A 26,042-nucleotide genomic window follows, 5' to 3' on the forward strand; every position below is an offset into this window, starting at 1 on the left:
AGTACATGGTAGCACATATTAAAGCATACCGTGCACCGGATGATGTAGAAACCAGCCTCAGATATGTTGAAGGGCATCGCAGGGTACTGGAAGCGTACGGGGTGAAACAGGTTACTTCCGCCAGCCATAACTGGTTGGAGGACCCGAATACTTATGTAATCATCGTGCAATCGGAAGATGGTAAATCCATCTATGGCGGCACGAGAGTACAGGTCCGCTCGGCGAATCTGAAAATGCCCATGGAGGATGCGATCGCGAAGATCGATAAAAGCATTTACAGTTATGTAGACAAGATTGGAGACCATAACGTGGCAGAATTTTGCGGGCTTTTCAATTCGAAGGAGGTAGCGGGTTATGGAATCGGAAGCGTATACCTCGGCAGAACGGCAATGGCCATTGCGTCGACGGTCGGGATAAAATACCTGATGGGCCTTTGTTCCCCTATCACCCTGGTTATCAGCCAGCGGATCGGGTTCGAAGTGCTGACCGACCTGGGCAACAACGGCACCTTTTATTATCCCAAAGAAGGCTTGATAGCCACATCGCTGATCGCCAGGGATCTGATTAACCTACCGTTTGCCACCGATGATGAACGTGAAAAAATATTCAGCCTGAGAACAAACCCTACGCAAACCGTCGTTGAAACGGGCCGTCGCGGGGACCTAACGATAATTTACGATATCAATAAATGGATGTAAAGTTCTACCGCGGGATTATTGGAACCTTCCTGTTACTCATAAGCTTGCTACATAGCGCTTATGCAGGCGAGGTTGTGTTCAAAGGTACGGATGTGACGATCGGCAAGCAGGTGGAAATCCTGGAAGACACTTCCGCGGCATTGACGATCGACGAGGTGAAGGCCCATGGAAAATTCACGCCCAGCTTTGAGGACACACCCAACTTCGGGGTCAGCGCCTCCGCGTTCTGGGTGCGGCTCAATATCAGAAATAACAGCGCCGAGGACAACCTGTTTCTCGAACTTGCCTACCCTCGTATCGAATCGGTTACATTATACTCGACGGAACGGGGCAAAGCTAAAAAGGAAACCATTTCCTGGAACGACGTCTTCGACAAGCGGCATGTCAAACACCAGAATATTGTCTTTAAACTCGATATTCCGCGACAAACGACCCAAACCTACTACCTGCGAATCCATGGAAGCGAGCAGATCGTAGTTCCGCTCATCGTCCGCAGCGAGATGGGCCTTTTCCAGTTCGCATTGACCAACGAGATCATATCCGGTATCCATATCGGTGTGCTTCTGGTGATGATGCTCTATAATTTTTTCGTGTATTTCTCGATCCGCGAAAAGAGCTATTTGTATTACGTTCTCTATATCCTGTTCATCGGACTTACCCAAACAACGATCACCGGGTACACATTCAAATTCCTCTGGCCCGGGACCCCGGCTTTCAATGAATACTCGATTATCCTTTTCCCGGCCCTCGCGGGGAGCTTTGCTTTGCTGTTCTTTCAGAACTTCCTGCACATCCGGGAACGATCCACAACCAACTACCGTATTATCACGGCGATTATCGTCACTTACGGCGTAGCGGTACTTTTCAACCTGATCGGACTGAATATGGTCAGCTACCGGATCATCGACCTGCTGGCACCGTCCGCCGCACTTTTCGCGCTCGTTGTAGCCCTCATGCTCTCGATGGAAGGCTATCGTCCGGCCAAGTTCTTCCTGGTGGCGTGGTCGATGTTCCTGATCGGCATCGTGCTTTACTCGCTTCGAAACCTCAACATCCTGCCCTACAACAGCTTCACCAATTACACGATGCAGGCGGGTACGGCCATCGAAGTAATCCTGCTGTCGTTTGCATTGGCGGACAAGATCAACATTTTCAAAAAGGAGAAGGAAATATCCCAGGCGCAGGCGCTACGCATTTCGATGGAAAACGAAAAGATCATCCTCGAACAGAACGCCTTCCTCGAAAAAAGCGTCAACGAACGTACAGCCGAGCTGCAATTTGCCAATACGGAGCTTAACCTGACCGTCACCAAGCTGAAAGATGCTCAAACGCAGCTGATCGACTCTGAGAAAATGGCCTCGCTCGGTCAGCTTACCGCGGGTATCGCACACGAGATCAACAACCCGATCAACTTTGTTAGCTCGAATATCAGGCCGCTGAGAAGGGATATCGACGATGTCCTGGAAATCCTCGATTCCTACGACGGAATCAGGCAGATCGATTCCATGGAAGGACTTCAGACCAAAGTGAAGGAGATCGAACGCCTGAAAGCAGACCTCGACCTGGAATATCTCAAAACCGAGCTCGGTACATTGCTGAAAGGCATGGAAGACGGCGCTCACCGGACCGTCGAGATCGTAAAAGGTTTGAAAATATTCTCGCGGGTGGACGAAACCGACCTCAACCTGGTCAATGTCAATGAGGGGATCGAATCCACGCTCATCATCCTCAACTACCAGATGGGGAACGCCATCACGCTCGTAAAGGAATTGGGCAATATCCCGAGCATCGAATGCTACGCAGGCAAGCTCAATCAGGTGTTTATGAACATCCTGACCAACTCGATTTATGCATTGCAAAAGGAGAAGCAAGAAGGCAAAACCCCGACTATCTGGGTGAAATCCTGGCTGAAAGACCCCGAAACCGTAGCGATCTCCATGCGCGACAACGGACCGGGCATGACCCAGGAGGTGCGTGCCAAAATTTTCGAACCGTTCTTCACCACCAAGCAGGTAGGCGATGGTACAGGCCTCGGCCTTTCAATTGTATTTAAAATTATCGAAGTTCACAGCGGTAACATTCAAGTAAACACGGAAGTAGGAGAAGGTACAGAATTTTTGATCACACTCCCTGTTAAAAGAAAGGCACGCCCAATCCCTGATTTTCAATGAGCGAAAAAGCTATAACCATTCTGTACATTGACGACGAGGAGCACAACCTGCATTCGTTCAAGGCTTCGTTCCGCAAACAGTACGATATCACGATCACTTCCTCCGTGGTAGAGGCAGAGCAAATGCTGGACGACAAGGACTTCTGCATTATCCTGGCCGATCAGCGGATGCCGGTCATGACGGGCGTACAATTCTTTGAAAAAATCAGGACCAAGTTCCCGAAACCCATACGTATCCTCATTACCGGGCATACGGACATCGGTGCGGCAATCGACGCGATCAACAAGGGGGAGGTTTTCAGGTTCATCGACAAGCCGTGGGATTATAACTATGTCGAAAATGCGATTTCCAACGCCTACGATATTTACAAAACCCGCGAGGACCTCAAACTGCGGAACATCGAACTGCAAAAGGCGAACGAGGAGCTCGACAAGTTTGTGTACAGCGCCTCGCACGACCTCCGCGCGCCGCTGATGTCGGTACTTGGCATCGTGAACCTGGCCCTCCTGGAAGAGGATGTCAAATCGCAGAACGAATACCTCGAACTGATCCGGCAATCGGTGAAGAAGCTGGATACCTTCATCATTAACATCATTGATTATTATAAAAATGCACGCGGCGTACCCGTCGTGACGGACATCAGCTTCGAGGAGCTCGTTACCGAGGTGCAGGCTACCATTCAATACCTGCCCGAATACGGCAACCTGAAAATGACCACGGACATCCAGGAGGACGGCATATTCCATTCGGATGTGATGAAGCTGCGCATTATTTTCAATAACCTGATCAACAACGCGATCAAGTTTCAGGACAAATCCAAGCCGAACCCGTTCGTTCACCTGACGGTAAAATCGACCGATTCCGATGCGCGGATCATCGTGGAAGACAACGGGACCGGCATCAGGGAATCGGATCAGGACAAAATTTTCAAAATGTTTTACCGTGCAGGCGCCACCAACAGCGGCTCAGGGATAGGACTTTATATCGTACACGAAGCGATCGCAAAATTGGGGGGTGAAATCAGCGTAACTTCAAAAATCGGCCAGGGTAGTATTTTTGAAATCAACATTCCTTCTATTAACAAATAACCCGACATGGAGCCACTGCTTAACTTCTTTTTGATAGATGACAGCGCATTCGACCTGTTCATCTACGAAAAGTTATTAATTAAAAGCGGGATTACGAGTTCAGTCAAAACCTTCAATTCGGCGCGCGACGCCCTCAAGCACCTTATCGGCCAGGCCGAAAACCTCCCTGATACCATCATCCTTCTCGACCTTCAGATGCCCGACATGAACGGCTTCGAATTCATCGACGAGTTCGGACAGTTACCTGAAACGCTTCGGCAGAAGATCAGGATCTTCATGCTCTCCTCGACCATCGACACACGGGACATCGAGAAGGCCAAAGCCAGCCAGTACATCATCGATCTGCTCCCCAAGCCGCTCGAAATCCCTTTCCTGAAAAAGAAGCTGGCCATCTAGACACCCGTAGTATAATTTTTTTAGTACATTAAAGTAGATGGACAGTCGGAGAATCCACTTGTCCTTTGCAATTACCCTGGTGTGACCTGAAAAGGCCTTTGTGCACTTTTTTAAGAAGTCGGTACTAACATTTACCCCTATCTGTTGAATGTCAAGCCGATAAGCTGACGGACGAAACGAACTATACCTCCACAATCTGTCCTATTATGTAACAATACGGGCCACCACTGTTTCAAACAATGTGGCGCTGGAAACCTGTTTTTGAAACATCACTATAATGTTTCAAATCAATAATAGGATTTTTTAAATATTAAAAGATTTTAGGAAGGGGCGGGTACATCTTTATTGTGAAGTCACGTACAACCAGTGTAAACCTTAACACAATGTTTTAATGAAAACTGATAGCAAGACCCTGGCCGAGATTTTGAAATTGCACGCACAGTACGTTAAAGAGGTTGAGTTCAGTGGTATCAAGCCCTTATCCATGGAGATTTACAAAACCAATTCCCACAATTTTGTACGCTGGATAAAAGACGAATTTCACCCCGGAAAGAAATTGCGTAAAGAAGCGCTTTCCTGATCAACAACAAAAGCACTTATTATACTCAACGTTCATAATATAGGCTGCCGGTGAATGGGAACACCGGCAGCTCTTTTTTTATAGCGCGTTCTTTGGTAAGTTTGGGTAGATAATGGGTTACCGTTCCGAATAGCACAAACAATATGATTTTCACGATTTTCAACCTGCTGAAAGGCCGTTTTTCCAAGGACGCCATCGAGGAAGCCAAGTCCAACGAAAAAGCGATGACCCGCCAGGAAGCATTGCAGCAGATGCGCAACATTGCCAGCCGCCGTTCGAAAAAGAACTAAGCAGCTCATATGCTAGCACCCCTGCCCGTAATAAGCGTCTTTGCCGTGCTTTCTGAAATAATGCTTATCGCACAAGCTCTGTTTGATGGCCACCGCCGCAGGATTGATCTGTAACGTGAGGTAAGCCATTTTCGCGATCTCTTCGAGCACGATTGAATTGTAAATCGCCTTGGCGGGGTCTTTCCCCCAGGTAAAGGGGCCGTGGCAGGCCACCAACACCATTTCAACTTCTTCATAACTCAGTTTTCCTTCCCCAAACAAATCGAGTATCTGGTTTCCGGTTTCGAGCTCGTAATCGCGCTGGATTCTTTCATCCGACATTATTTCCGTAACAGGAATTGAGGCCGTCAGGTGATCGGCATGGGTGGTACCGAGGTTAGGAATGGGCCGGATCGCCTGCGCCCACGCCACCGCATACGTAGAATGCGTATGACACACGCCCCCGATCGAGGAAAAGTTTTTATAAAGCAATGTATGGGTTTTGGTATCCGATGACGGGCGCATATTGCCCTCCACCAGGACATTATCCAGGTCCACGATTACAATGTCCTCCACCTTCAACCGGTGATAAGGAACGCCACTCGGCTTGATCGCCACCACGCCCGCAGCCCTGTCGACGCCGCTTACATTGCCAAAGGTCACGATCGCCAGTTCCTCCCGCGGGATTTCCATATTGGCTTCGTAAACCTGCTCTTTGAGATATTGATATTTTGACATTTTCGGGTTATCTGTAATAAGCTTCGCTCCAACGCAACTCGTTTTTCAGTTGCCGCAGGGTAGTATTTTTATCAATCACCACCAATTCCACACCCACCATTTCCGCAAAAGTCTCGATATGCTCGGTTGTAAGGTTCTGGCTGAAAGCGGTATGGTGCGCACCACCGGCATAAATCCAGGCCGCACAGGCTGTCTGCATGTCCGGTTGCGGCTTCCAAAGTACGCGCGCTACGGGAAGTTTCGGCAATTGCTCAGTCACCTCAGTGGCTTCTACCTCGTTCACAAGCAAGCGGAAACGATTACCCATATCCACGAGTGAAACATTGACCGCAGGTCCGGCTGGTGCATCGAACACGAGGCGTACAGGATCGTCCTTACCCCCTATCCCTAGCGCATGGACCTCAACAGATGGCTTACCCTTCGCGATGCTGGGGCAAATTTCGAGCATATGCGACCCGAGTACCAGGTTATTGGATGGGTTAAAATGGTAGGTATAATCCTCCATAAACGAGTTGCCGCCCGGCAGACCGCTGGCCATTACTTTCAATGCACGTACGATGGCTGATGTTTTCCAATCGCCTTCGCCGGCGTAGCCGTAACCCGCCGCCATCATCCGCTGCGAGCCAATGCCCGGCAGCTGTTTCATCCCGTGCAGGTCTTCAAAAGTGTTGGTATAACCTTTGAAATTTCCGTCTTTCAGGAAATATTTCAAACCCAGCTCGATCTTCGCGGCATCCCGCAAGGCCTGGTGGCGCTGGCCACTGCTTTCAAGACCGGCAGCTAGCTGGTAAGTATCGGTATATTCAGCGACCAATGCAGTAATATCCGCGTCGGAAACCTGGTCGATCACCGCAACCAGGTCCCCTACCGCGTAAGTATTGACCGAAAAGCCGAAAGTCATTTCCGCGGCTACCTTATCGCCGTCGGTCACAGCCACTTCGCGCATATTATCGCCGAACCGGACGAATTTAGCACCTTTCAGATCGTGGCGGGCAGCCGCTACCCTGGCCCACTGGCCCAGGCCTTCGGCGACGTGATCCTGCTGCCAATGTCCCACGATCACCTTGCGGTTGAGGCGCATACGCGTCATCATAAACCCGAATTCTCGGTCGCCGTGCGCCGATTGGTTCAGGTTCATGAAATCCATATCGATCTCGGCCCACGGAATGTCGCGGTTGTATTGTGTATGCAAATGCAACAATGGCTTTTGCAATATCTGCAAGCCCCTAATCCACATTTTAGCGGGGGAAAAAGTGTGCATCCAGGCCACGATGCCAATGCAATGGACGGTGCTGTTGGCTTCCTGAATGATGTTGTAAATCTCTTCCGGCGATTTGACAACCGGCTTGAAAATTACCCGCACAGGTACTTGCGGGGTTTGGCCGAGGTGCCGGGCAATGATCTGCGAATGTTCATCGACCTGGCGGAGCGTCGCCTCGCCATACAAATGCTGACTTCCAGTGATAAACCAGACTTCAAACTGTTTTAAATCAAGCATCAGGAAAATTGTAAATGTGCTTTTTGTAAAAAATCGTTTTCGATATAAACCCCAGCTTCCAGGTATCTCTGATAAAGCTGCTGATAAACCGCCGACTGCGCCTCCCGCGGCTCATATACCGCGTCGAATCCGGAGCTCATCGCCCCTTGCGCGTCCTGCAAGTTGGAATGAACGCCAGCCGCTACCGAAGCGAACATTGCCGCCCCCAGTGCACAGGCTTGCTCGGAGGCTGCCACTTTAATAGGCATATTCAAGACATCAGCCAGCGTTTGCATCACAAATGCGGATTTCTTCGCCACGCCTCCGATGGCGATCACCTGATGAATAGGTACGCCCTCGTTCCGGAAGCGCTCCACGATTGCTTTGGAACCATAAGCGGTAGCCTCTACCAGCGCTTTGAAAACGCGGGTACTGTCGCTTGCCAGGTTTAAGCCCAATAATCCTCCTTTGAGCGTATGGTTCGCGTCGGGTGTACGACGGCCATTCAGCCAATCGATGGCGATTATATCATTCGGAGTCACTGGCAACTTTGCAGCTTGCTCCGCCAAATGCGGGATCAGTCTCTGCGAAAGTTCAGATGCCTCTTCCTCCCCCAGCAAGGCACGCACCGGTTCGACGATCAGTTTGGAAAACCAGGCATAAATATCTCCGAAAGCCGATTGCCCGGCCTCCATACCCAGCATCCCAGGCACGATGGAGCCGTCGACCTGCCCGCAAATACCTTTGATTAGTAAATGCCCGACTTCCTCATTCGGGGCGACCAGCATATCGCAGGTAGAAGTACCGATCACCTTGCATAACGAATAGGGTTCGATAAGTGCGCCTACGGCACCCATGTGCGCGTCGAAAGCGCCCACTCCGATCACCACGTCGGCGGGAATGCCCAACTTCGCGGCCCACTCTTTCGAGATAGTGCCCATCGGGCGGTCCGAAGTTTCGGTATCGGCGAAAAGCCTGTCGCGCAAGCCGTCGAGCAGCGGGTCGAGTTCCTTAAAGAATGTATTGGATGGCAGTCCGTCGAAATCCTGGTGCCAGAGCGCCTTGTGGCCGGCGGCACAGCGGGAGCGTTTCAGAAGCAGCGGATCGGTTATGCCGGTAAGCTCGGCGGAAACCCAGTCGCAATGCTCCACCCAGGAGAATGCGTTTTCGCGTACGGCCTCGTCTACGCGCAGCGTGCGCAATATTTTAGCCCAAAACCATTCCGAAGAATAGATGCCGCCTACATATTTGGTAAAATCTATATCATAATTGTGTGCCAGCCGGTTGATTTCCTCCGCTTCCGCATTGGCGGTATGGTCTTTCCAGAGGATAAACATGCCGTTGGGGTTTTCGGCAAACTCAGGAAGCAATGCAAGCGGCGTGCCGTTCCTGTCTACCGCAACGGGCGTCGAGCCCGTCGTATCCACCGAGATACCCCGCACCTTTTGCCTTACCGCCGGCGAGGCCTGGCCCAACGCGTCGCGAACAGCGCCTTCCAGGCTATCGAGGTAATCCAGCGGATGCTGCCGGAATTGCGAAACGCTGGCATCGCAATACTTGCCCTGCTTCCAGCGGGGATACTCCCGCACGGCCGTCCCAGCCTGTTCGCCCGTGTTCGCATTGACCACCAATGCCCTCACAGAGTCGGTACCGAAGTCGATACCAATAACGTAATTCTCTCCCATAAATATCGGTTTCGGATGTTCTCAGACCAATTTGACGCATTTATTTAACTTATCAGCTAACAAATATAAATAAAATTGTTTTTAGTGTATTATTGACACAATTTAAATTTTATTGAAAGGAGGAAAGGGAGGATGGAGGAAAGGGAGAAAAGGCGCGGAAGCCTGTGAATAGTATGTGCAAATCAAGAGATTTACGCCAGCGGGTCTACCAATGCTACATCGCTAAGCGATTTTCGCCCCACCCTCCCATTTCTCCACCCTCCCATTTCTCCATCCTCCCTTTCCTCCCTTTCCTCCCTCAATTACTCTTCATCGAATCCGGCATAAAGTTCCAGAACGAATGAAACTTGGTCTTATACCGCTCAGCGTCGAGTTTGTAAAGCGTTGCTTTTTTGGTGGCGCTGTTGTTGTTTTTCTGGCCGGTATCGATGAGCAGGCCCGTGGAAAGAAGCTTGCGACTGAAATTCCGGCGGTCGATCGGTATGGTGTAAATGGCTTCGTAAAGCTTCTGCAATTGTGGGATCGTGAAGCGTTCGGGCAAGAGCTCGAAGCCGATCGGGTGCAAGGCCGCGTTGTATTTGAGGTGTTCGATGGCGCGTAACACCATTTGTTCATGGTCGAAAATAAGTTTCGGACGCGCGTCGAGTGTGATCCAGGAGGCATTATGGCTTTTGACAGCCTCCGAATCATGGTCATCGATTTTGATCAATGCAAAAAATACGACGGAAACCGTCCGCTCGCCGGGGTCACGATTCGCTTTACCGAACGTTTCGAGCTGTTCCACGTAAATATCTTCGAGACCGGTAAGATTATATAGGATACGCGCCGCGCCGTCGGTCAGGTCTTCGTCGACGTTCAGAAAGCCGCCCATCAGCGACCATTTACCTTTTTCGGGTTCGAAATTCCTCTTAATCAGCAGCAGCTTGATATCCTTGCCGTCAAATCCGAAAATAATGCAGTCGATGGCCACGAGGATCCGTGAGGCCTGAGGATAGTTATTCATTTAATTAGCTACAAAAAACATTCCCACGCATATCCCGGAAAATGTTAAATTTATGTTAAGAAAGTAAAAAAAAGAGTGATAATACTTAATCTGTTTAAAGAGTTAAGTCACAAATTTAAGTACGAATTTTGTTCCGCTTCTCAGCGAGAATATCAGATTATTAAAAGGCTATCTTCATGATGAACAACTTCTACGCTACCTGTTCCGATGAAAATATCCTTGCGTTGATCAGTGAGCAGGACGATGAGCTGGCCTTTGCGGAGCTATATGACCGCTATTTCAAAAGCCTGTTCAATTACGCTTACTCGAAGGTCAACGACCGGTTTGCGGCGCAAGAGATTGTCCAGGAGCTTTTTGTAAATATCTGGCAGCAACGCCGCCAAAACCAGGTTCAATGCGGCCGGTCGTTCCTGTTTACGATTGCCAAACGACTCATCATATCTTTCTACCGCAAAGAATACACCCGCCAGCACCATTACGGCCAGTGGGAAATCCACCATGCCGAAACTTCCGATTTCGCCGATCAGCCTACCCTGGCCTCTGATCTGCAAAACCGCTACGAGAAAGGTCTCCATTTACTCCCCCCTAAATGCCACGAAGTTTTCACGATGAGCCGCCGGGGTCTTTCCAACAAACAAATTGGCGAAGCGCTGAACATTTCTGAAAAGACTGTCGAACAGCACATTACGAAGGCATTACGCATTCTCAAAGAACATTTGAAAGAGCATATGATCTGCGCTCTGGTCCTTTTTTCTTCTTTTTAAAAAAAATCTCAAAAACCACTAAGGGTTACCTTTCCCGCGCGCGACTTCTGGGTTGATAACATCCCCGATCCCATGAAGCCAAACGGTATTCCGCCCGCATTACTCGAAAAATACCTGTCCGGTGAATGCACCGACGCAGAAAAAGAAATGGTCGAAGCATGGTATGCTTCGCTGCAGGGAGAGCCGCGCTATCTGGACCATCTGCCCGATACCGAACAGGATGAAATACGACAGGAGGTATTCGGGAACATCCGGCGGGAACTGAATATGGTAGAAGAACGGCCGGTACACCGGTTACCCTGGCACTGGCTGGCGGGAATTGCAGCCTCTATACTCGTTGCTTTGGGTATTTTCTTTGCCGGAAACCTTAAAACTGTACAATTACCGGAGGTTACTGTCAAAGGGGCGAAATCGGATCCGTCAAAAGCATTGCCTGTAACCACTTTCAAAAATACCGGCAAACAGGTCGTCCGGCACAAGCTTCCGGATGGCAGCGTCGTGACCATGCATCCAAAATCCACCATTATGTATCATACCGCATTTGCCACCAACAAGCGGTTTGTTGAGTTTTCAGGAGAAGGTTTTTTCGATGTCAAAAAAGACAAGGCGCACCCCTTCAATATCAAAAGCGGGGATATGATTATTCGGGTGCTGGGAACGAGCTTCAACGTGAAGGCGATCGAAAGTCAGAAAAAATTTCAGGTGGATGTCGTGACGGGTAGCGTGCAGGTGACCGCATACGACAAAAAACTGGACAAACAGGAAGTGGTCCTGAAACCACAGCAGCAGGCATTGTTTGAACTGGATTCAAAACGTCTTATTTCAAAAACATCGCCGCTGCCGGCCAAAAAAGAGATTTACGAGCCGGTTACCATTGTATTTGAAGAAACACCACTCAAAAAAGTGATCGAACAGCTCGAAAAACGCTTCAACGTATCGATTTCACTGACGAATCCCGGCCTTGCCAAGTGCGGCCTCACGGCCAACTTCGAGTCGCAGACTTTCCCCAACATTCTTGAAATCCTCTGTACCTCGCTCGATGTAACCTACACCATTTCAGATAATCACATTACTATAAACGGAGAACCATGTGACTAACCTCTAATACGCCCACAAACTTATGAACCCGTCCGTACCACCGTAAAAAAGGCCGGAAGTGTACCACCACTACCCGGCCCCAGTGCCATCCTTTTTCTTCGTACCACCGTTTCAAAAGGATGTTTTATCCAACAGTGCCTAACCATCAGACAATCAAAATTATGCAAAAAACAGTACGTAACAAGCCGGTCGACTGGCGAAAAATTATGCGCATTGGACTGCTTCAATGGATTCTTGCCGTCTCGCTCGCAGCCGGCAGTTATGCGAAGGAAACTGCGGCCCAGTCAGTGCTGAGCAAAGACATGACGCTCACGCTCCGCAATGTTTCGCTCAAACAGGCCCTGAATGAGATCCAGACCCGTGCCAATACCCGCTTTGTGTACAGCAGCCGGGTTTCTGTGAAGGAAAACGTGACCATCGATGTGAAGAACCAGAAGCTTTCCAGGATTCTGGACCAGTTGCTGGCGCCCCGAGGAATTAATTATAAAGTAATCAATAACCAGATCGTGCTCGCGAAGACGCGCGTCAGCCGGGAAGAATCGGTGATCCCCGAACTGGAAGAAAAATTGCATCAATATGTATTGCCCACCGAAATCCAGGTGCGCGGGACTGTCAGCTCGTCGGACGGGCAGGGTAGGCTACCGGGTGTGAGCATCGTTGTGAAGGGAACTTCGCAGGGTACAACCACCGATGGCAACGGAAAGTTCGAACTCACCGTGCCGAATGTAGAATCGGCACTGGTTTTCAGCTTTGTGGGCTATGTTTCGCAGGAAATCGTGGTGGGTAACCGCACGGAAATCAATGTGACTTTGCAGGCTGATAATAAGGCGTTATCGGAGCTTGTTGTGGTTGGTTATGGAACGCAGAAACGCGTAAACCTGACCGGCGCGGTTTCTCAGGTGCAATCCAAAGACCTGGAAAACAGACCTTTGAACAACATGTCGCAGATCCTGCAAGGGATGGTACCTAACCTGAACATTTCGTTCAGCACAGGCCAGCCGGGCAAGGGAGGTTCTTTGAACGTACGTGGGGAGACGTCGGTTAACGGTGGCTCGCCGCTCGTGCTGATCGACGGTATCCCCGGTGACATCAACCGCATTAACCCCGGTGACGTCGAGTCCGTTTCGGTATTGAAAGATGCGGCCGCTTCGGCCATTTATGGTGCCCGCGGCGCTTTCGGGGTGATATTGGTTACCACCAAAACCGCGAAAAACGGCAAGACTACCGTGTCTTACAGCAACAACTTCGGCTGGTCGAAACCGACCATCAACACCGATTTCATGACCAATGGTTATGATTATGTAAAAATAAATGATGAGGCCTTTACCCGCGCGACCGGTAACAGCTATACCCGCTATTCGGAGGAGGATTACAAGGAAATCGAAGCGCGTCGTTACGACAAAACCGAAAATCCTGCGCGCCCGTGGGTCGTTACCAAGAATGTGAATGGCAAAGACATTTACAACTATTATGGTAACTACGACTGGTGGAATACGATATTCAACATGAGCCAGCCGTCGCGCCAGCATAACCTGAACCTTTCCGGCGGGACCGACAAGATCAACTATTTCCTCTCCGGTTCGGTGTATGAAAAGGACGGGATCATGCGGATCAACACCGACAAATTCACTTCCTATACCCTGCGCAGCAAGATCAACGCGCAGCTGACGCCCTGGCTGAAAGTGAGCAACAATACCATGTATTTCGATTCGAAATACAAATATCCGGGTCTCGAAGGCGGCGCCAATGCCAACTTCGTGGCCATCACCGTGCACGCGTTGCCTATTTACGCGCCGCGCAACCCCGATGGCACGCCTACCTACAACACCTTGAAAAACAACTATTCGATCGGTGACGGTTTGTTTGCCAACCTTTTGAAAGGAGTAGCAGGCGGCGAGCAGAAAGTGCACGAGCTAACGACCATTAACACTGTAGAGATGAATCTGGCCAAGAACTGGAACCTTACCGCGAACCACTCCTATTCGTTCTACATTACCGACGACTGGTACCGTTCGGCGGTGGCGACCTACTCTATCCAGCCGGGCATTCTCACCACCGTGCCCAACTACAACACCGACCAGTTAAAGAAAACTTTCTGGTTCGATCCGCAGAATGTGGTGAACGTGTTCTCGGCATACAACCATACTTTCGGCAAACACTATGTGAGTGCGACAGCGGGTATCAACTACGAAACACGTAAGCATCAGGTATTGGCCGGTTCGCGTAAAAATCTGCTTTCGGAAAGCCTCAACGACCTGAACCTCGGTACGGGCGAGCAGCTCTCAGGCGGCGGTGCCTACCAGTATGAGCTTTTCGGTGCATTCTTCCGCGCCAATTACGATTACGAGGGCAAATACCTGCTCGAAGTGAACGGTCGCTACGACGGCACCTCGCGGTTCGGCGAGAGCAAGCGTTTCGGGTTCTTCCCGTCGGTGTCGGCAGGATGGCGCCTGAGCGAAGAAAACTTCTTCGAACCGGTCCGTAATGTGGTGAATAACCTGAAACTCCGCGCTTCTTATGGAACCCTGGGCAACCAGCTGCCTCCGAACTTTAATAACAACCCTAGCTCGGCCAGCTTCTACCCTTATGTGCCGATGATGCCTACGGCGCAATCGACCTGGATCACCAACGGCCAGAAATTACAATATGTGAGCAGTCCGGCACCTATTTCAGCAGGATTGACCTGGGAATCGGCCACCACTTCCAATATCGGTATCGACGCGACTTTGCTGAAAAACCGCCTGAACGTTTCATTCGACGGCTACATTCGTAAAACCACGGATATGCTGATCCCCGGACAGGTTCTTCCATCGGTTTACGGCGCGACGGTTCCAACCCAGAATGCGGGTGATTTGCAAACAAAGGGATTTGAATTGTCCATTGCCTGGGCAGATATGGTTAAACTGGCCGGCAAGCCACTCTCGTATAATGTATCCTTCATTGTTTCGGATTCTAAATCCAAAATCACCAAATACGACAACCCCAACAAAGTGCTTTCGAGCCCTTACGTAGGCCAGACGATCGGTGAAATGTGGGGGTACTCCATTGACGGAATGTTCCAGAGCAACGAAGAAGCGCAGGCATTCAAGATCGACCAATCGTTCGTCAACAAGCAGCGCCTGAGCGCCCCGGGCGAATGGAGCAAGCTGCAAGCCGGTGACCTGCGTTTCGTGGACCTGAATGGTGACGGCAAAATCAACAACGGCTCCAACACGCTCGCAGACCCGGGCGATATGAAGATTGTGGGCAACAACCGCGTACGCTTTCGCTACGGCTTGAACCTTGGCGCTTCATGGAACGGCTTCGATATATCGGCATTGGCACAGGGTATCCTTCGCCGGAACTGGTATCCGGGCAACAATGCGGATAAGTTCTGGGGCCCCTATTCACGTCCCTACTACTCATTTATCCCGAAAGATTTCGGAAGCGATATCTGGACGCCCGAAAACCCGAATGCCTATTTCCCGGTGTTGCGCGGCTACACGGCCCTTAACGACGGTGGCGACCTCCGCTCGACCAACGACCGTTACATTCAAAACGTAGGTTACCTACGCCTGAAAAACGTCGTGATCGGCTACACGGTTCCGGAGCGCATCAGCAAGCTGGTACGCATTCCGAGGGCGAGGATCTACATCAGCGGCGAAAACCTGCTGACCTACACCCCGCTACGCTCGAAATACATCGATCCTGAGCAGTTCGACGGCGACGGAACCAATGGACGTACTTATCCATTGTCGAAAACGATTTCAGCCGGTCTCAACCTTACATTCTAATTCCGATGAAAAAAATACTTAGCATAATAGCCATTTCACTCGGCCTGGTGGCTTGCGACCTGGACCAGCTCCCGCAGGATGCGATCTCGCCGGAGACGTTTTTCAATACTGAAAACGACCTTTTGCTTTATACCAATTCCTTTTACAATGCATTGCCGTCCGCCGAAGATATCTACAATGAGGATGTAGATAATGTGATTAAAACGAGCTTGCGCGACGAGTTGCAAGGCACCCGCGTGGTGCCTACGAGCGGCGGTGGCTGGGGCTGGGGTAATTTGCGGAGTATCAATTATTTCCTTGCCAATTCCGGCAAATGCCCCGATAAAAAGGCCGTAGCCAAATACAATGGCCTCGCCCGTTTCTTCCGCGCCTATTTCTATTTTGGAATGGTCAAACGCTTTGGCGATGTGCCGTGGTACTCGACCACCATCGAGCTTGAAGACCAGGCGTTGCTTACCAAAGCCCGCGACCCGCGCACCCTCGTGATGGACTCCGTCATGGCCGATATCGACTACGCGATCGCCAACCTGGACGCCAGCCGCCAGGTGACCACCATTACCAAATTCACCGCATTGGCATTGAAATCGCGTATCGGCTTGTTTGAAGGCACGTTCCGCAAATACCACCCGGAATACAACCTGCCCAATGCCGACAAGTTTCTCGACGCATGTATTTCCGCTTCGGAAGACCTGATGAAAAACAGCGGCTATTCTATTTACAAGGCCACGCCGGCGACCGCCTACATGAAGCTGTTCTCATCCGACAATGCGATCCCCGACGAGGTGATCCTTGCCCGCGATTTCAGCGATGAATTGCAGGTTTACCATAACCTGAACTACTACACCATGACGGCTTCCTATGGCCGCCCGGGCCTGGAAAAGAAATTGGTGAACAGCTATCTGATGGCCGACGGCTCACGGTTTACCGATGTGAAGGGTTACGAAACCATGCAGTTCTATGATGAAGTTCAAAACCGCGATCCGCGCCTTGCGCAGACGATCCGCACGCCGGGGTACACGCGCATAGGCGAAACGGCTCAACTGGTACCGGAGTTTGGCGCCACTGTAACGGGCTACCAGCTCATCAAATTCGTGTCGGCACCCAAATGGGATACATTCTCGAAGGACATTACCGACATGCCGGTTTTCCGCTACGCCGAAGTACTCCTGAATTACGCCGAAGCCAAAGCCGAAAAAGGCAACCTGACCCAGGCCGATCTCGATATTTCCACCAAGCTCACCCGCGACCGCGTAGGCATGCCGAATATCAACATGGACCAGGCCAATGCCAAGCCGGACCCTTACCAGGCCGCACAATACACGCAGATCAGCGGTAAGAACCTGGGTGTGATCCTCGAAATCCGTCGTGAACGCCGCATTGAACTGGTGATGGAGAATTTCTTCCGCTGGGATGATATTATTCGCTGGAAAGAAGGGCAGGCTTTGACCAAACAATACAAAGGCATGTACTTCCCCGGTCCCGGCCAGTATGATCTCGACAAAAGCGGGACCATTGACGTTGTGATCTACGAAGGTACCAAGCCCGATATTAAAGGCGCGCAGCTTTTGAAACTGGGCAGCGATGTGTCGCTGGAAAATGGCGCGAAGGGCGGCAACATCGTCGTGAACGGCCATATTACCAAGAAATTCATCGAAAACCGGGATTACCTTTACCCGATTCCCAAGCAGGAGCGCCTGTTGAACACCAACCTGACGCAAAACCCTAATTGGGAGTAATGCATTTACCGACTATTCCTAACCCTTAATTTTTATGCTTTCAGACAGAAGGTCGTTTCTTGAAAAAATGTCTCGGATCGGGGCGCTGAGCCTGCTGCCGCTAGCCGGTTCGCAGGTTGCCAATGCAGCGGATGCGCCGCCCGTCGCTGACGATAAAAACCATTTCGTGGCCGGCCCCTATTTACAGAATATGGGTTCCGATGAGGTCACCATCATGTGGATCACCCATAAAAACTGTTTCAGCTGGGTCGAGTACGGTGCGGGTACCTACACCAGCAAGCGCGAATTCGGCTACAACAATGGGCTCATTGAGGCAAACAACCGGATCAATAAGATCACATTGACGAACCTTACGCCGGGCACTGAGCACAAATACAAGATCGTGTCCACGGAAGTGCTGGGTTATAAAGGCTCGAAAGTGGAATTTGGTGAAACCATTGCCAGCCCATTATACGGTTTCAAAACCTGGGGACAAAATGAGGATGAGTTCAAAATGGTTGTATTCAATGATATTCACGACCGCCCGCAGATCATCCCGCAGCTGCTGTACCGCCACGGCTACACCGGTAATACCAAAGACTACGATTTCGTGGTTTTCAACGGCGACTGTTTCGACTGGGTAACCGAAGAGCAGCAAATGGTGGATCATTTGATTAAACCGTCGGTGGACATTTTCGCGACGGAATTCCCGTTCCTGCTCACCCAGGGCAACCATGAATGCCGGGGTAGCTTTTCGCGGCACATCCCGGAGTATTACGCCTATCCTGACAATAAATATTATTTCTCTTTCACACGCGGGCCGGTCCATTTCATCGTGCTCGATTCGGGCGAGGACAAGACCGACGATAGCGTTGAATACGGCGGTCTGTCGGCATTTGACCGCTACCGCGAGGTGCAGAAGAAATGGCTGGAAAGGGAAATCGAATCACCAGAGTTCAAAAAGGCCGATTTCCGCGTGCTTTTGATCCACATTTCACCCTACCACTCGGGTGATTGGCATGGTACCCTACATGGGCGGGCACTGTTCGGGCCGGTTTTAAATAAAGCTAAAATTGACCTGCAAATTTCCGGGCATACACACAGGTACATGACGCACGAGCCCGATGCGGACCATAACTGGCCGATCGTGATCGGTGGCGGGCCGCTCGAAGGCAAGCGAACGCTCATTAAACTTCACGCTACCCGTAAGCAGCTGGACCTGAAAATGATCCGCGATGACGGCGAGCTCGTAGGCAAGTTCCTGATTCCTAAGAAGAACAAATAGCCAAGCCATACGGCAGTAAATCAACCGGTTTGCTGCCGTATTTTTTACACCTCCGGTTATTTAAAATATTAACCCAACATTAAATAATTGCCGCTGCTCAAACCGGATTTTTGCCCACAAAGAAAAATGGTACATTTGCTCCTGACGTAACCCATTTTTCGTGGAACAGGACTCGGTACTTTGGCAGAAGTTCAGGGAAGGCGACCCGCTTGCCTTCGAGCAACTTTTGCGCAACTACTACCGACCGTTGTTCGATTATGGAAGGCGTTTTGTGAGCGACCGCGACATTCTCAAAGACCTTGTCCACGATCTTTTTCTTCATTTGTGGGAACGCAGGGAGTCACTCGGCAAGACCGACCAGATCAAGCCCTACCTGCTTACCAGCCTCCGCAACCGCATATTCAAGAACAGTAACCGGCTCGAAGCCCGGCCGGAAGTATTCCTTGCATTGGAACACACGCCCGAGGATTTCCACGAAACGGCCAACTCCATTGAAAGCGAGCTGATTCTCACCGAATTCGCCGCGGAAAAGCTATCCCGCATTCAGCATATTATCCAGTCGCTTACGCCCCGGCAGCAGGAAATCATCCACCTGAAATTTTACCAGGACCTTTCCAATGAGCGCATTGCCGAAATCCTCAACATTTCGCGCCCGGCTACGGCTAATCTCCTGTATGAGAGCCTGAAAATGTTCCGTGAAAAATGGCTTCTGGTCGTAAGCCTGCTCCTGATTTTTCTCACGGGAGGGCACTAATCCAAAATTTTTTAAATTTTTTCTTCATTCTTCCATGATCCTGACGGTCGCGGAGGATTATACTATTAGAACACATTCACCTCAAACCGATGCATCCATTTTACCACTACAACCTGGAAGATTTCCTGACTGATGACGATTTCAGGGTGTGGGTAAAAAACGGCCAGCCGCGAAATGACTTTTTTTGGGCCAAACTCCGTTCGGAATTCCCCGAAAAGGCGCTGCTGATGGACCAGGCAGCCGAACTGATCCTTACCTGGGAAAAGCACCCCAGCGACCTCACACACGAAGAGCTCGATCACGAGGTGAACCGTATACTGAACGAATCCGTAAGAACAATACCCGCCCGGAAAACCGGCATTGTCCAGCTCCGTTGGTGGTATGCCGCGGCGGCGGTGCTTATGCTGGTGGGGCTTGGCTGGTTGATTTCCGGTAATAACGCATTTCAAAAAAGCGACTACACGTATAAACGCTACGTCTCCGCATCCCCTGTCCCGTTGAAAGAAATCTCCAACAGCGGCAAAAAACCGATGAAGGTAAGCCTGCCGGATGGCAGTGAAATACAGCTGATGCCCAATGCGTCGGTAAGCTATGCACCGGTTTTTGTTCAAAATCATAAAAGAGAGGTATTTCTCTCGGGAGAAGCATTTTTCGAAGTCCGGAAAGACAAGGCGAATCCTTTCTTTGTGTATGCCAATGACCTCGTCACACGAGTAGTTGGAACGAGTTTTACCATTAAATCTTCTTCGGAGCGCGTAGAAGTGATCGTTCGCACAGGGAAAGTGGCGGTAATGCAGGCAAAAGACCTCGCCGGAAATGAGTTGGGCGTGCCGGGCATCGATATGCCGGGCACCGTTATGCTGCTGACGCCCAATCAGCAGGTGGTATTTACCGCCGAACGGCCGGTTCTGGAACGCAGCATCACCGAAAACCCGGTGGCCATCGCGCACGCCGTTGCAAAGCCCGACTTTACATTTGACAACCAGCCGGTTGCGGAAGTATTCAGGCTCATGCAGGAAACCTACGGAATACCCATTTTATACGACTCCGTACGGCTCGGAAACTGCTCTCTGAGTGTTGCGCTGCGCGACGAGCCATTCTTTGATAAGTTAGGAATAATCTGCTCTACCATCGAAGCAAGCTACCAGGTAACCGACGGACAGGTCGTTATCACGGGGCAGGGCTGCGAATAATTCAAGTTTTCCTTTCAACCCAAACCACCCTTCTCCCTATGGCAAAATCTTGACCCAGATTCATTAAAAAGCCGGCAATGATTGCAGCATTACCGGCCTGATTTCTCCCGGTTCATTTCAACAGAAGGACAGTTCCGTCAAAATCGGAGCGCGGGAGGGCTTTGTCCAGAATTCATCAAAACCATTCGAATTTATGAAAAAAAGTAGTCGACCACTAACGTATCTGGTGACTGTGATGAAAATTGCATGCATACCGTTCATACTGACCCTGCTGTTCAGCAGCTTGTCGCTCGCCAGTAACGGGCTCGCACAAGAACTGCTGCAACGCTCCGTGACCCTGAAAGCCGAGCGCCAGGAACTGCGCCAGGTGCTCACAAGCCTCGAAAAGTCGACCGGCGTCCGGTTCTCGTACGTGCCCTCGCTCGTACGAAACCAGAAAGTGACCGTTACGGCTGAAAACCAGCGGCTATCCACCGTGCTCGACCAGTTGCTGGCACCGTTGAATATCCGCTATTCGGTTTCCAAAGATTACATTATCCTGAACCGGAAGCCAAGCAAAACCTCGGGCATAAACGACACGAGCCTGCTCGAAATATCCGGCGAAGAGGACCTCATCGAGCGGGTAATTCGCGGGAAAGTCATTGCCGGAGACACAAAGGAGCCGCTGCCGGGCGTAAGTGTGGTGGTAAAGGGCACCCAGCACGGCACCTCCACCGAAGCGAACGGGACATTTGAAATAGAAATCCCCAATGGCGATGCTCAGCTTGTTTTCAGCTTCGTAGGCTACCTCGCGCAGGAAGTGAATGTTGGAAATCAGTCCGAGTTGGAAGTGACACTTTTATCGGATACCAAATCGTTGCAGGAAGTGGTGGTAATTGGTTATGGTACAGTAAAAAAGGCCGATTTATCTGCCTCTGTTGCGACCGTTCCCGATATGGACCAGATCAAAAACCGGCCGGTATTGAATGTCGGCAGCATGATCCAGGGCAAAGTGGCTGGTGTGACGGCTGTCAGCAATGGCGGGCATCCCAACCAAACGCCCAACATTACCATTCGCGGTACCGGCTCGCGCGGGGGTGAAAGCGTGCTCTACGTGGTAGATGGCGTGCCTAATGCACCTTACAACCCGGCTGATATCGAATCCATTACGGTTCTGAAAGATGCGGCTTCGGCAGCTATTTACGGTGCATTCTCCGGTTCGGCCGGCGTAATCCTCATCACCACACGCCAGGCGTCACAAGGCAAGCCGAGCATCGAATACAGTGGTTTTATGGGTATGAAACAAGCCTGGAAACTGCCGCAGTCGCTTACCGCGGCGGACGAAGCCAAGGTTTCCAACCTGGCCTACACCAATGCCGGCCTTGCCCCGCTCGACGGCTGGGATGCTACCAAGAACCCCTACGCGCAAGTCACCCGCACCGACTGGATCGACGAAATCTTCCGCACCGGCCTTATTCAGCGCCATAATATCAGTTTCAATGCCGGTACCGACAAGTTTTCGACGCTTTTGCAGGGCCGCTACGAGCGCGACGAGGGCACGCTGATCAACACTTACGCTCAGAATTTGTCGGTGCGTTTCAATGCGATGTACAAGTTCACGGATAAGCTCAAACTACGTCAGGAGCTTTTTTACAATAACAATGATAACCGCGGGACCGAAACGACGAGCGGTTACAGCGGAACGGTACTTTCGGCCATTTACATGCCACGCTCGGCCACAGCTTATTATGATGACGGTACCTTTGGCGGTGTAGGCCCGCGCGACTCGCAGTACCTGGGTATCCACGGTGATGCGATCAGCCCCGTAGGTACACTGCTTCGCAACAGGCCCTACAACAAAAGCAACGATATGCAGTCGGTTACCGAGCTGGGTTATTCCGATATTATTCCCGGATTGAGCTTCCTGACCCGTTTCAGCTACCGCCAGAACAGCTCGCTCAGAAAGAGTTTCGAGCCAAAAAGAACAGAGCCGGGTAAGCCGAACAACCAAAATACCCTCTCCTACTCTACCGACCGTGGCTATCACTGGATTTGGGAAAATACGGCCAACTACTCCCGCGTATTCGGCCGTCACAACTTAGGCGCAATGGCTTCCATGACCGCGCAGGAAAATGGTAACCGCAATTTCAACATTGCCGCAAAAGGTTTCGAAAATGAAGCCGACTGGGCTCAATTCTTTGTAAATGCATCCATTTTTGACCAGAACCGGCCGGGTGACGACGAGTGGAAAGACCGCAATGCCTCGTATGTAGGCCGTCTGTCGTACAGCTGGGCCGACCGCTACTTTGTGACCGCCAGCTATCGCTACGACATTGCCGGCCGCCTCGCCGAGGGCTTCCGCGCCAAAGGCTATCCGGGTTTCACAGGTGCCTGGAAACTGAGTTCCGAGCCTTTCTTCAATGTAAAAGGAGTTGATCTTTTCAAACTCCGTGCAAGCTGGGGCCGCATCGGCAACATCGGCTCCATCGGAAGATATTATGGCTATCCTAACCTGACGCCCAATAACACCTACCAGGTTGGTAACGGAGCGCCTATCAGCAATGGTTTGTACGTCAATTCAAGGTTTAACCCCGAGCTGTCGTGGGAAACTTCGCAGCAGACGGATTTCGGTTTGGATATTAGCTTGCTGAAAGAAAAACTGACCATTACTGCCGATTACTTTAACAAACTGACCTACGACCTGATCAAGCAGCAAGACACCGAATGGACGAATACTAACGGCTATGGTGCGCCTTATATCAACCAGGGCAAGATCAGAAACACCGGTTTTGAATTTGCGGCCAGCTGGCACGATCAGATCGGCGAATTGGGCTACGAGATCGGCGGTAACTTTGCTACCCTCAAAAACCGTGTCGATTACATCGATGAAAACCCGAACTCGGTATGGACGCATGGCGATGCATGGAGAAGCATTCTGGTCCCATTCCGTTCCACGGTCGGTCAACCTTATTTTTCTTATTGGCTAATCAAAAATGCGGGTATTTTCCAAACCGACGAAGCCGCTGCGGCATACGTGGGGCCCAAAGGCGACCGCATTCAGCCTAATGCGAAGGCGGGTGATCTTAAATTCGTGGATGAAAACGGTGACGGCAAGATCGACGACTCAGACCGCGTGTACATGGGCAATGCATTCCCGAAAGTTACTTACGGTATTACGGCTAATGCTAACTGGAAAAACTTTGATTTCAGTATCTTCTTCCAGGGTGTAGGGGGTGTTAAGTTGTTCAATGCATTCAAGCAATCAACATTGAACGGTGCGGAGCAGGGCTACAACCGTTGGGACAAAATCCTCGACGCATGGTCGGAAACCAATACCGGCTCCGATATTCCCAAGATCAGGGCGAACGATCCGAACAAGAATTTCTCGACCAATTCGGACTGGTATCTTGAAAACGGTAATTACCTGCGTTTGAAGAACCTGATCATCGGTTATACATTCAAAAGCAAACCCGGCAAGCCTAACCTGCGCGTGTACGTAAGCGGCGACAACCTTCTGACATTCACCAAATACTCCGGCATGGACCCCGAGATCGGCAGTCAGCTCATCGACGGGCGCTATACCGCTCCCGGCCTCGACGGCGGTCAGTATCCGGTAGCACGTGTGTATTCAGCCGGTGTGAAGCTCAAATTCTAATACCCAGATTCGACCAAACAAAGACTTTGACTCATGAAACATATCATTAAAAATGCGGGTCTTGCCATTGTAATGGCCATAGGAGCATCCGCATGTACCGAAAGCTGGGTAGATACGAAACCCAACGGCTCCCCCACCACCGCGTTCTTCTGGAAAAGTGATGAGGACCTGAACAAGGCCGTGGCTGCGATGTACGCGCCAATGGGCTACGAGAATACCTGGGGCCGGAACCTGTTCTGGATGCAGAATGCCAGCGACGACATCGTGACCGGCCGCGTACGTGCGGAAAGCGACAATATCAAGAACTTCAACATCACCGGCCGGGAAGGCTCCATTGCCAACTGCTGGAACGATGTGTACTGGATGCTGAATAAGGCCAATCAGGTGATCCAGGGCATTCCGACGGCGACCGGCGTGTCGGATGCGGTAAAAAACCGCGCATTGGGTGAGGCTTATTTTATCCGCGGGTTCTCGCATTTCTGGCTTGCCTACTCCTGGGGCCATAAAGACCTCGGTGTTCCCTTCGACGGCCCTGAAAATGTGGAATTTGGCAAGCGGATACCACCGCAGCTTCCTTCCGTGACCGATAACTACGCGCAGATTATCAGCGATTTGCAAAAAGCCGCCGACCTGCTTCCCTTGTTCCAGACCTACGGCGCAGGCGACCAGGGACGCGCGCACAAGGCTGCTGCATTGGGCTATATGGTGAAAGTATATGCCTATTGGGCACAATATGATGCTTCCAAATGGGCATTGATCCCCGACCTGGCCGATAAGATCAAAAACGAAGGTGCACGTGCGCTCATTACGGGTAAAGGAACACCAGCCGCCAATTACCAGGCAGTGTTCACGATCGACAATAACTGGACGAGCGAATACATCTGGTCGGTAAACTCGGGCGTTCAGGGTGGTTCCATCTTTCCGGGTGTATCTTTGGAAAACAAAGGTTGGGGCATTTTCAATGGCTGGGGTTACTTCCAGCCCACCGAAGAGCTCTATGACGAGTATGAAGCGAAAGACCCGCGCCGCGAGGTGACGATCCTGAAATTCGGCGATAAATTCACTTATTTCGGAAAGGAGCGCTCCTACTTCTCGACCAACAGCCTCTCGGGCTTTCAGATCCGCAAATACATGGAGCCTTACAGCTACGGAAGCAACGAGAATGCGGGCAGCAACATGATGATCAATCAGAGCGGCGACGGCCCGTCGACCCGGCTGAACCTGCCGCTGATGCGATACGCTGAAATATTGCTCTTCAAAGCGGAAGCATTGATTAAACAAAACAAGAATGCGGAAGCAGCAGCGCCGCTGAACGAAATCCGCGCCCGCGTAGGTCTGGCGCCGATCGCGGTACCTACCCTCGCCGACCTCAAACATGAGCGCCGCGTAGAGTTGGCCTGCGAATGGACAGACCGCCTCGCCGACTTGAAACGCTGGGGCGATTACGACAAGATCAACATGCCGCTTCACGGTCGCATTCACGATAACAAAACTGACCCGGCCTCGCCTTACAAAGTGCAGGTGATCTGGCCGGCACGCAGCTTCGACCCGGCCAAACATATGGCCTGGCCTATGAATCCCGATGAAATCTCACGCAGCAACGGTGCCTACAAGCAGACGCCCGGCTGGTAATAATATTGCAGATTTGAATTTTCATCATGGGTTAACATTAATCGTATATTTTTGGCTTCACAACAGGAGACCCTTCGGGGTCTTTTGTT

Annotated in this window: 19 protein-coding genes; 15 read left to right on the forward strand and 4 right to left on the reverse strand. The window is 51.0% G+C overall.

Going from position 1 to position 26,042, the window contains the following annotated elements; all coding sequences use genetic code 11:
• The first annotated feature begins 5 nt into the window (after positions 1–5).
• The 6 genes from ACTJJJ_RS21420 to ACTJJJ_RS21445 all read left to right on the forward strand — a co-directional run bounded on the left by ACTJJJ_RS21420 (position 6) and on the right by ACTJJJ_RS21445 (position 5,223).
• Positions 6–698 carry a hypothetical protein gene (locus ACTJJJ_RS21420; protein WP_188935464.1) on the forward strand — a complete coding sequence of 231 codons (693 nt, stop codon included), beginning with the start codon at positions 6–8 and terminating at the stop codon, positions 696–698.
• On the forward strand, positions 689–2,869 hold the full coding sequence (locus tag ACTJJJ_RS21425; RefSeq protein WP_440702990.1) for a sensor histidine kinase: 2,181 nt from the start codon (positions 689–691) through the stop codon (positions 2,867–2,869). Before ACTJJJ_RS21420 ends, ACTJJJ_RS21425 begins: the two co-directional genes overlap by 10 nt.
• Positions 2,866–3,957, forward strand: coding sequence for a hybrid sensor histidine kinase/response regulator (locus tag ACTJJJ_RS21430; RefSeq protein ID WP_188935467.1), 1,092 nt, complete (start codon positions 2,866–2,868; stop codon positions 3,955–3,957). The genes ACTJJJ_RS21425 and ACTJJJ_RS21430 overlap by 4 nt, the downstream gene beginning before the upstream one ends.
• Before the next feature lie 6 nt (positions 3,958–3,963).
• Positions 3,964–4,353, forward strand: coding sequence for a response regulator (locus ACTJJJ_RS21435; RefSeq protein ID WP_188935469.1), 390 nt, complete (start codon positions 3,964–3,966; stop codon positions 4,351–4,353).
• 391 nt (positions 4,354–4,744) lie between these two features.
• Positions 4,745–4,933, forward strand: a complete 189-nt coding sequence (locus tag ACTJJJ_RS21440) for a hypothetical protein (protein ID WP_188935471.1) — start codon at positions 4,745–4,747, stop codon at positions 4,931–4,933.
• 143 nt (positions 4,934–5,076) lie between these two features.
• Positions 5,077–5,223, forward strand: a complete 147-nt coding sequence (locus ACTJJJ_RS21445; protein ID WP_188935473.1) for a hypothetical protein — start codon at positions 5,077–5,079, stop codon at positions 5,221–5,223.
• Positions 5,224–5,235: 12 nt separating this feature from the next.
• Here the strand turns inward: ACTJJJ_RS21445 and ACTJJJ_RS21450 are convergent, their stop codons facing one another.
• The 4 genes from ACTJJJ_RS21450 to ACTJJJ_RS21465 form a co-directional block, all read right to left on the reverse strand.
• Positions 5,236–5,940 carry an L-ribulose-5-phosphate 4-epimerase gene (locus ACTJJJ_RS21450; protein ID WP_188935475.1) on the reverse strand — a complete coding sequence of 235 codons (705 nt, stop codon included), beginning with the start codon at positions 5,938–5,940 and terminating at the stop codon, positions 5,236–5,238.
• Positions 5,941–5,947: 7 nt separating this feature from the next.
• Positions 5,948–7,438 (reverse strand): L-arabinose isomerase, encoded by a 1,491-nt coding sequence (gene araA, locus ACTJJJ_RS21455; RefSeq protein ID WP_188935477.1) that lies wholly within the window; start codon positions 7,436–7,438, stop codon positions 5,948–5,950.
• The gene (locus ACTJJJ_RS21460; protein WP_188935479.1) at positions 7,438–9,102 is read right to left on the reverse strand and encodes a ribulokinase; all 1,665 of its coding nucleotides are present in this window, start codon (positions 9,100–9,102) and stop codon (positions 7,438–7,440) included. Before ACTJJJ_RS21460 ends, araA begins: the two co-directional genes overlap by 1 nt.
• Before the next feature lie 298 nt (positions 9,103–9,400).
• Positions 9,401–10,105, reverse strand: coding sequence for an NUDIX hydrolase (locus ACTJJJ_RS21465; RefSeq protein WP_188935481.1), 705 nt, complete (start codon positions 10,103–10,105; stop codon positions 9,401–9,403).
• A gap of 176 nt (positions 10,106–10,281) precedes the next feature.
• Here ACTJJJ_RS21465 and ACTJJJ_RS21470 point away from each other — a divergent pair, with 176 nt between their 5' ends.
• The 9 genes from ACTJJJ_RS21470 to ACTJJJ_RS21510 all read left to right on the forward strand — a co-directional run bounded on the left by ACTJJJ_RS21470 (position 10,282) and on the right by ACTJJJ_RS21510 (position 25,953).
• Entirely contained in the window at positions 10,282–10,869 is a 588-nt protein-coding gene (locus ACTJJJ_RS21470) for an RNA polymerase sigma factor (RefSeq protein WP_188935483.1), read from the forward strand.
• Positions 10,870–10,941: 72 nt separating this feature from the next.
• Complete coding sequence (locus ACTJJJ_RS21475; RefSeq protein ID WP_188935484.1) at positions 10,942–11,967, forward strand: FecR family protein; 1,026 nt, start codon at positions 10,942–10,944, stop codon at positions 11,965–11,967.
• Positions 11,968–12,128: 161 nt separating this feature from the next.
• The gene (locus tag ACTJJJ_RS21480; protein ID WP_188935487.1) at positions 12,129–15,740 is read left to right on the forward strand and encodes a TonB-dependent receptor; all 3,612 of its coding nucleotides are present in this window, start codon (positions 12,129–12,131) and stop codon (positions 15,738–15,740) included.
• A 5-nt stretch (positions 15,741–15,745) separates the two neighbouring features.
• Positions 15,746–17,476, forward strand: coding sequence for a RagB/SusD family nutrient uptake outer membrane protein (locus ACTJJJ_RS21485; RefSeq protein ID WP_188935489.1), 1,731 nt, complete (start codon positions 15,746–15,748; stop codon positions 17,474–17,476).
• Positions 17,477–17,510: 34 nt separating this feature from the next.
• Positions 17,511–18,740: a purple acid phosphatase family protein gene (locus ACTJJJ_RS21490; protein ID WP_229222760.1), complete on the forward strand. Its 1,230-nt coding sequence runs from the start codon at positions 17,511–17,513 to the stop codon at positions 18,738–18,740.
• Between the two features lie 160 nt (positions 18,741–18,900).
• The gene (locus ACTJJJ_RS21495) at positions 18,901–19,494 is read left to right on the forward strand and encodes an RNA polymerase sigma factor (protein WP_188935491.1); all 594 of its coding nucleotides are present in this window, start codon (positions 18,901–18,903) and stop codon (positions 19,492–19,494) included.
• Between the two features lie 89 nt (positions 19,495–19,583).
• On the forward strand, positions 19,584–20,687 hold the full coding sequence (locus ACTJJJ_RS21500) for a FecR family protein (protein WP_188935493.1): 1,104 nt from the start codon (positions 19,584–19,586) through the stop codon (positions 20,685–20,687).
• A 193-nt stretch (positions 20,688–20,880) separates the two neighbouring features.
• Entirely contained in the window at positions 20,881–24,321 is a 3,441-nt protein-coding gene (locus ACTJJJ_RS21505; protein WP_229222768.1) for a TonB-dependent receptor, read from the forward strand.
• Positions 24,322–24,354: 33 nt separating this feature from the next.
• Positions 24,355–25,953 carry a RagB/SusD family nutrient uptake outer membrane protein gene (locus ACTJJJ_RS21510; RefSeq protein WP_188935495.1) on the forward strand — a complete coding sequence of 533 codons (1,599 nt, stop codon included), beginning with the start codon at positions 24,355–24,357 and terminating at the stop codon, positions 25,951–25,953.
• The last annotated feature ends 89 nt before the right edge of the window (positions 25,954–26,042 follow it).

It is taken from the genome of Dyadobacter sp. 22481 (assembly GCF_052044875.1).
In the GTDB taxonomy this organism is placed as follows: domain Bacteria; phylum Bacteroidota; class Bacteroidia; order Cytophagales; family Spirosomataceae; genus Dyadobacter; species Dyadobacter endophyticus.